The following is an 8305-nucleotide window of genomic DNA, read 5'->3' on the forward strand; positions in this document are numbered from 1 at the left end:
CGCGCCAGCATCCATATTAAAAGAAGTTTCACCTTCACCATTGTCTCTTACATCAGACAAATCGTAGCTCTTAACAGAAGCAACGTAGTTGTATGTGTAAATACGTTGAAGTTTAGGCGTGATACCAAATGAAATATGCTGCCCCATAAAGGTTTGATATTTAGCGAGAGTTAATCCAACTTCGGTAACACCAATAGCAACGGCTTCTACCGTCGACAACTCAAGCTTATCGGCATCTGTCGCTGACGCTTCATTGTAAACATTTGGTGTAGCAAACGATTCTGTATAGGCTTTGCCGAATAGGTTAGCCGCTATAAATTGATTTGGGATAGCGAATGCGACAACACCACCAAGTTCAACATTAGCTTGGTTACCATCGAGTTTTTTAAGAGCTGCATCTAAATCTGCAGTGTTTGTCGCAGCCAGAGCGGAATCAATATTTGATTTCATGTCTTGGGGGTCATTATAACTACCACCAAAACTTGGCGTGATCATACCCATATCATCGTTACGACGATAAATAGCAACAAGTGCTGGGTTATAGAATGGAGCTGTTAGGAAGTTTGCTGAAACAACACCAACACCACCCATCGCATCACCACGCGCTTCAATGGCGTAGTTTGCTGCTGAAAGAGGAAGACTGGCGAATGCAATTGATGCTGCGAGTAGTTTAGTTGTATTTTTCATGCCGTTTATCTTTGTTAGATCCCTTACATTATTAACGGCTCAATTCTAAATTACTTTAGCTACTCTTCGCTAGAAATATCATAAGTTTTACTGATAGTTTGTGCTTGCTCTATCGCTATGTCACCTTGCCAGCGCGAATGTACCATTGATACAGCTAAAACATAACGATCATTGGGCAGTTCTTCACCCGTTAAATTGGTCGGATAATCGGATTCATAACTTTTACCCCACACCTGCTTATATCGTTCATCGACATAATCGTACAAACCTACGTCTAGCTTTGGTAATGGACAGTATGGGTTCAGCAGTGCTTTTTTATCGATCAACCAAGAGTCTTTAGATGCCCAACGAACTTGTTGACGCATAACCACTTCACCAAGAATGACCCAAGTGCTCCAGGAGTTACCGCTATTTCCTTTTACAGTCAGGCGATAAAGTCCGGAATCAAGTTGAGACGCTAAGCTATAACGTTTGCTGTATACGCTCACTGAAGTATTATTGATTACCGGGTTACCTTTGGTGAACTCACTGTCAGACGAAACGACCTTGTCGACCCACTTCTCAAAGGTGATGTCTTGGATGTTGCTTTCCGATTCAACATCAATCGCCACGCGGAATGTTTCCCTGCCTGGGCTTTGAATAATGTGTCTTTTCACGACGACCGAGCTTATCCAGTCCGGTAAAGTGTTTTTGGTGAGCGTTTTCCCACAATCTTTGTTCAATGCTTGCTCGAACAGCTGATTGAGATGATCTTCGCGAGATTGCGAAGCGTTGATTTGCCAAACTTCCACCAATGAATCAAACATCAATGCTAAATCATTATCTAGCAGGTGCTTGTGCACTTGTGTCAGCGCATCACTGTCCTTAAACCAATCGGCTGCGTGTGCAGTATTGATGACGCTTGATAAAATCAGTAGTGGAAGTAAGGCTTTTTTCATTACGCTTTCATCTTGTAGCCAACGCCACGTAAGGTTTCAATTTCTAAACCTGGCAACTTCTGTCTTAGTTGCAGAACGTGCGTATCTACAGTACGAGTTGTTGGGAAGTGGTTGTAACCCCAAACGTGGTCTAGTAGCTCATCGCGAGTAAACACTCGACCAAGATTGCTTGCCAAGAATAATAGTAAATCAAATTCCGTACGCGTTAACGTGACTTCCAGTTCGTTAAAAAACACTTCACGTGTTGATTTGTCAATTACAAGGTTTTGAGCCATCACTTTTGATGCATCTTGATCTTCAGCATCAGGTAGGCGTAGCTGTGCACGGATTCGAGCAAACAGTTCAGCTTCTGCAAATGGTTTCGTTAGGTAGTCATTCGCACCTGAGTCTAAGCCGGCTACTTTGTCTTTTACTGTCACGAGAGCCGTAAGCAAAATAACTGGGATGTCTTTCTTTTTCTTCCAACCTGGAAGTGAATCTACTGAGTCACCATCAGGAAGTTGACGGTCTAGGATCACAAGATCCGCTTGTTCCCAGTAGCCTTCAACTTCAGAGATCAGCTCGGCATGTAAACATTCATATCCAGCTTGCTCAAGGCTAACTAATAAACCGTCAGCTAAATTTTTATCGTCTTCAACGAGAAGCAATGTCTGTTTCACAAGGTATCTCCAAAATAAATGTTGTTGGGGGGCCGATAAGCGTCATGTGACCGCCCATTTTTCCGACCATAGATTCTACTATCGTCAGACCTAAACCGAGTCCACTCTTACTTACGAATGGCTTTCTTAGTTGCCCCCAATCTTTGCGAGACAAGTCTCCATTATCTATAACTTTGAATGTCAGCTTCTTGTCAGAAGTATTCAGTTCTAGTATCACCGGGGCAACGCCGTATTTCACTGCATTTCTGATCAGGTTATCGATACACGTTCCTAACCAATATACGTTTACTTTTGCAGCAATATCTTTGTTTACGCGGAGTTCAATGCCCGGAGCAAAGTCTTCTTCAACTTTGTATTGAAGCCACTCTTCAACACTTGGCACCCACTCTGTTGCAAGCGGTTGGTTGTCTGATTGCAAATAGTCTTTACTTGCTTCTGCCAACTGCCTTAAACGGCGTGTATCTTCACACAACCTACGAAATTCATCATATACCGATTCTGGCAAGTGTTCGAACTCTCGCCTAAACCCTTCAACCGTCAATGACAAACTCGCAATCGGTGTTCTTAATTCATGCGTTAGAATTTGAAGAACCAGCATGCGGCTCTTCATCTCTTGTTTTTTACTGTTCCAACGGTAAACCGCCCACCCCAACACGAGTAGGATATTGGCAATCACCAAAATAAACATGGCGATCTGCAGAAGCTCTGAATGATCTTCTATTTCCCAACATACATTGCCGCGTTGGACAAAACAGCTGTTGCCTTCTGAGGACAAACTAAAGGCTAAACCCGCGAGCGTAGCGTTTTCGTTCCAAACTGATTCTTTATACAGGTAATATCTATCACCGCGCTTGACCCACATTTCATCAAGCTCAACAAACATACTCGCACCCGCTAGCAAAGCTGTTATGGCTTCATTGTCCATCTTCTGTAGACGAGACAGTAGTTCATCGTGTTCGGTGTTCGGTCGCTCTTGAATGTGCATGTAGCGCTTCAATGAGTCAAATTTCTCTGGGTATAACTCAACGTAGCGTGCGGCATATGAACCGCCACCGGGATGAATCAAACCACTTCGAGTAAACCAACGATCAGAAAGTTTAGTTCCTTTACACATTGCACGAGTAAAGACCAAAGGCTCTGTGATTAGAGGGCTTAAAGGCAACTTTCCGCTGCATGTTTTTGATAACCGGTATAAGCGTTGGATGTCTTTTAGTGGGTATTCAGCAGTTTGCGGCAGCATAGAAGACGGCATGATCAAGCGAGTCGGGTAATCAGCCTGAAGCAGTCGAATATCATAAGATTCAATTGCCATTTCATGATCAAAAAGTTTAGTGAAGTTATCGATACGCTCAGGTAAAGAGTCAGCAAACGCGTTCACTGAAACTGATAATGTAGCGATAAGCAGAGTAAATGTTCTTTTGATGATCACAAACCAACGCAAATTCATATAGATCAATCAAATATATACCATTCGTTATCAAAGATAAATTTATAACCGCATGAAAAACCGTGCTAATGACGAGTTATAGCGACAAATTCGATCATATTAGGGCTATGTTGCACAGCTGTACTCGCTAATCGTTTGAGTCGTTATAACTTCATTCAAATGAGTTTTACGGCCGTCTATCGGACTGTGCTTATTGCTTATGGGCCATAGATTGCTGCTTATGGGTCATAGATTGTTGCTTTAGGATACAGCGACTTTCAGATGAACAAAAAAAAGGAGCTCTAATGAGCTCCTTATTTAGTTACGACTTAATGCTTTTGCTTAGAAAATACTTAAAAAGTGTTTCCTATAGATGCTCTAGAATACCGAGACAGCTCTGTTTCGCATCACCAAACAACATCTGCGTATTCTCTTTGAAGAACAGCGGGTTTTGCACACCTGCATAACCGGTGTTCATCGAACGTTTGAATACGATAACGTTCTGAGCATTCCAAACTTCAAGTACTGGCATGCCAGCGATTGGACTATTTGGATCTTCAAGTGCTGCAGGGTTCACTGTGTCGTTTGCACCGATAACCAAAACAGTATCGGTCTCATTGAAGTCATCGTTGAGTTCGTCCATTTCAAGAACGATATCGTAAGGTACTTTTGCTTCAGCAAGTAACACATTCATGTGACCCGGTAACCGACCAGCAACTGGATGGATACCAAATCGAACATTGATGCCCTGCGCTCGCAGCTTCTCAGTGATTTCATGCACTGGGTATTGAGCTTGAGCTACTGCCATGCCATATCCAGGAGTGATGATGACTGACTTTGAGTTTTTAAGCATGTCAGCCACATCTTCAGCTGATGTTTCGCGGTGTTCACCTTGCTCTTCATCACCATCAGACACAACCACGTCTTGGCCGAATCCACCAGCAATAACGCTGATGAAAGAGCGATTCATCGCCTTACACATGATGTAAGAAAGAATTGCACCTGACGAACCAACCAATGCACCGGTTACGATAAGCAGATCGTTCGCAAGCATGAAACCTGCCGCTGCTGCTGCCCAACCAGAATACGAGTTCAGCATAGAGACAACCACTGGCATATCTGCGCCACCAATCGATGCCACTAGGTGGTAACCGAATGCGAATGCGATAAGAGTCATCACCATTAGCGCGAACATACTGCCGTCCGCTTTAACGAACATGATCATCAGTAGTGTAGAAACTACGATCGCCGCAAGGTTCCACTTATGCTTATGAGGAATGTTCAATGCAGACGAAGAGATAACGCCACGAAGCTTACCAAACGCAACAATAGAACCCGTGAACGTCACCGCACCGATAAACACGCCAAGGAACACTTCCACTAGGTGGATCACGTGCTCTGCATGAATATCAGCAGGGTTGATAGAAACGGTAGCAGGTGGATCAATGTAACTGTTGTAACCTACAAGTACTGCTGCCATACCTACGAAGCTGTGCAGAATTGCCACCAGCTCAGGCATTTCAGTCATTTCTACTTTTCTTGCGTAGTGGATACCAATACCACCACCGATCACCATAGCAATGATGATCCATACAATACCTGCAGAATGTGGGCCAAAGATCGTCGCGATCAACGCGATTGCCATACCCGTGATACCGTAATAGTTACCTGCACGCGCAGATTCCTGTTTCGACAACCCAGCTAAGCTCATAATAAAGAATACAGCAGCAACAATATAAGCTGCTTGTACTAATCCTTCAGACATCTGTCACTCCTTAGTCTTTACGGAACATTTCAAGCATACGTTTGGTTACGGTAAAGCCACCAAAGATATTGATACTTGCAATTAATACGGCAATAAATGATAAGAACGTGACAACGCCACTTCCTTGTCCTATTTGTAACAGTGCACCGACTACAATGATTCCTGAAATCGCGTTAGTTACGGACATCAAAGGCGTATGCAGAGAATGGCTTACATTCCAAACGACGTAATAACCCACCACACAAGCGAGTACAAAAACGGTAAAGTGAGATAAGAACGCAGCAGGAGCAACCGACGCTACCCAAGCAAATGCACCTACAGCAACCGCCATGCCTGCCACTTTCTTAATTGGAGAAACCGGCTCTTCAACTTTTGGCTCTGGTTTGACCGCTTTGGGCTTAGCTTGTTGTGGTTGAGCTGAAACTTGAATTGGTGGTGCAGGCCAAGTGACTTCACCCTCTTTAACCACAGTAACACCGCGTAGCACAACATCTTCAAAGTCAATATTGATGTTGCCATCTTTCTCTTTGCAAAGCAGTTTCAGCAAGTTAACTAGGTTCGTTGCATACAGTTGAGATGATTGAGTCGGTAGTCGACCAACCATATCTGTGTAACCTACCACTTTCACGCCGTTAGCCGTTGTAATGACTTGATCCGCAACGGTATATTCACAGTTGCCGCCATTGGCTGCCGCAAGGTCAACAATCACACTACCAGCACTCATGCTGTCTACCATCTCTTTGGTAATCAGCTTAGGTGCCGGACGACCTGGAATCAGCGCCGTTGTAATGATGATATCGACATCTTTAGCTTGAGCTGCATACAGTTCTTCAGCTTTCTTATTGAATGCTTCAGACATCTCTTTTGCGTAGCCGTCACCCGCGCTGGTATCTTCCTTGAAATCCACTTCCAAGAATTCAGCGCCCATAGACTCGACTTGCTCTTTTACTTCAGGACGAACATCGAATGAACGAACGATCGCACCCAAACTACCCGCAGCGCCAATTGCTGCTAGGCCAGCAACACCCGCCCCAGCAACCAGTACCTTCGCTGGTGGAACTTTGCCTGCCGCCGTAATTTGACCTGTGAAGAATCGACCAAACTCATGCGCCGCCTCAACAACAGCTCGGTAACCCGCGATGTTAGCCATAGAACTCAATGCATCTAACGCTTGAGCTCTTGAAATACGAGGTACAGAATCCATCGCCATCACGTTAATATTACGAGTGGACAATTGTTCCATTAATTCTGGGTTCTGAGCTGGCCAAATAAAGCTGACCAATGTTGCGCCATCTTTAAGAAGATCAATTTCATTTTTAGTTTCGTCAACGATCGGAGCGTTAACTTTAAAAATAATATCGGATTTCCAAGCTTCATCTGCGGTGACAATTTTTGCTCCAGCTTGTTCATAAACTGCATCTTCAAAACTTGCTAACGCACCTGCTTGTGATTCAACACAAACTTCAAATCCTAATTTTAGAAGCTGTTCTACCGATTTCGGCGAAGCAGCGACTCGCGTTTCACCTGCGAGTGTTTCTCTTGGTACACCAATTTGCATAGCTATTCCTTGACTATTGGCACAATGACTTATTCGTTTGTATCTAACGACAACTAATACTTCAAGCGTTTTATTCAAAGAACAGGAAAAGTTATTACTTATAACGATTTGGATGGAATTGGAGCACTTCATTTGAAGAAATGACGCCTCTTTTGAGCCAAGAGGTCAAACCACTTGCAAATATTCCTTTAAATAACAACCTACTAGCTGTTCTTTGTTCCTAAAACTAAAAAGAGCTTTCAGCATATACACTGAAAGCTCTCTAAATTATGACCAACATCAATTCTAACCCTATTTGGTTAGCTAAAAATGCTATCGCCCATTTGGTCGATGAACATCTGCGATTTTTTAAGCATTAGTTCATCGGCATCTTGTTTGTTTGAAACAACATCTGAACGAATAAAACGATGGGTTTTGATTTCACCATCAAATTCTTTCTCGATTCGCCCAGCTACACGGTATTGACCAGATTCAGCAATGGCATCTTGATAGATATTGAAGCCTTTGTATTCGACTGGCTCAATTTCTACTTTTTGTTCGGTTATTTCTTTGCCACTAAATAATCTAGAAAAGAATCCCACGTTTTTACTCCTTAAATGACCGCATTAACCGTAAACTATCATGACTGTTTACCGCTCAACAATGGCTTTTCATACCATTGCAATTCTACGTCATCATCAAAATTATGTTGACTAAAGATAACGGGTACATTGTCGTCACGCTCGCGTCTTCTGTCGTCAATGATCATACTTTCTGCATTTTTGACCGCGATCTCACTATTTCGTTTATACAGTACCAATTTATCCTCTGGCAATGCCGATAGAAAATCGACGTCGAAGCGAATATAGATGGGTTTAAGCTGACCTAAAGCCAAACACGCAAGATCGGCTAACTGCTCGTTGGTATAGCCAGAAACATACTCTTCTGTCGCTAATACATTTCCCACCAAAGTTTCCATATAGTTATGGACATCGACACTGATTTGCATAATACACCTCCATGTTGATCGGTTGTTTCTAGTTTAATCGTTGTTGTAACTCATCGCGGTTGTTGCTAACCGCTTCTGCAACTAGGCGTATAACATCTGTTCATTGCTACTTAGGTAACCACCTAACTCTTGAGCACAAACTATGTTGATTTAGTTAAGTATCAATAACGGCTGTTTCATTTATCATATATACTGTTTAGCTCGTTCTTAGGTTAATAGCAACTGAAACACATATAAATTTAGTTGTACAATTAGCGAGCTATGATCATGTTTTTGCTATAATT

The 8305-nt window shown here is 42.9% G+C and carries 8 protein-coding genes; all 8 read right to left on the reverse strand.

Going from position 1 to position 8305, the window contains the following annotated elements; all coding sequences use genetic code 11:
- Positions 1-687, reverse strand: a 687-nt coding sequence (locus AB4232_RS13890; RefSeq protein WP_372087363.1) for a conjugal transfer protein TraF, incomplete at its 3' end; no start/stop codon positions are given.
- 59 nt (positions 688-746) lie between these two features.
- Complete coding sequence (locus AB4232_RS13895) at positions 747-1625, reverse strand: DUF2861 family protein (protein WP_017098137.1); 879 nt, start codon at positions 1623-1625, stop codon at positions 747-749.
- Complete coding sequence (vxrB, locus tag AB4232_RS13900; RefSeq protein WP_372087364.1) at positions 1625-2284, reverse strand: response regulator transcription factor VxrB; 660 nt, start codon at positions 2282-2284, stop codon at positions 1625-1627. Before vxrB ends, AB4232_RS13895 begins: the two co-directional genes overlap by 1 nt.
- Positions 2259-3731, reverse strand: coding sequence for a sensor histidine kinase VxrA (gene vxrA, locus AB4232_RS13905; protein WP_017101861.1), 1473 nt, complete (start codon positions 3729-3731; stop codon positions 2259-2261). The genes vxrB and vxrA overlap by 26 nt, the downstream gene beginning before the upstream one ends.
- Positions 3732-4077: 346 nt before the next feature.
- The gene (gene pntB / locus AB4232_RS13910; protein ID WP_009845361.1) at positions 4078-5475 is read right to left on the reverse strand and encodes a Re/Si-specific NAD(P)(+) transhydrogenase subunit beta; all 1398 of its coding nucleotides are present in this window, start codon (positions 5473-5475) and stop codon (positions 4078-4080) included.
- Between the two features lie 10 nt (positions 5476-5485).
- Positions 5486-7033: a Re/Si-specific NAD(P)(+) transhydrogenase subunit alpha gene (gene pntA, locus AB4232_RS13915; RefSeq protein ID WP_012600628.1), complete on the reverse strand. Its 1548-nt coding sequence runs from the start codon at positions 7031-7033 to the stop codon at positions 5486-5488.
- A gap of 299 nt (positions 7034-7332) precedes the next feature.
- Complete coding sequence (locus AB4232_RS13920) at positions 7333-7614, reverse strand: HlyU family transcriptional regulator (RefSeq protein ID WP_372087365.1); 282 nt, start codon at positions 7612-7614, stop codon at positions 7333-7335.
- A 38-nt stretch (positions 7615-7652) separates the two neighbouring features.
- Positions 7653-8021, reverse strand: coding sequence for a late competence development ComFB family protein (locus AB4232_RS13925; protein ID WP_009845358.1), 369 nt, complete (start codon positions 8019-8021; stop codon positions 7653-7655).
- Between the last annotated feature and the right edge of the window lie 284 nt (positions 8022-8305).

Source organism: Vibrio sp. 10N.286.46.A8 (genome assembly GCF_041470165.1).
Lineage (GTDB): Bacteria > Pseudomonadota > Gammaproteobacteria > Enterobacterales > Vibrionaceae > Vibrio > Vibrio tasmaniensis_A.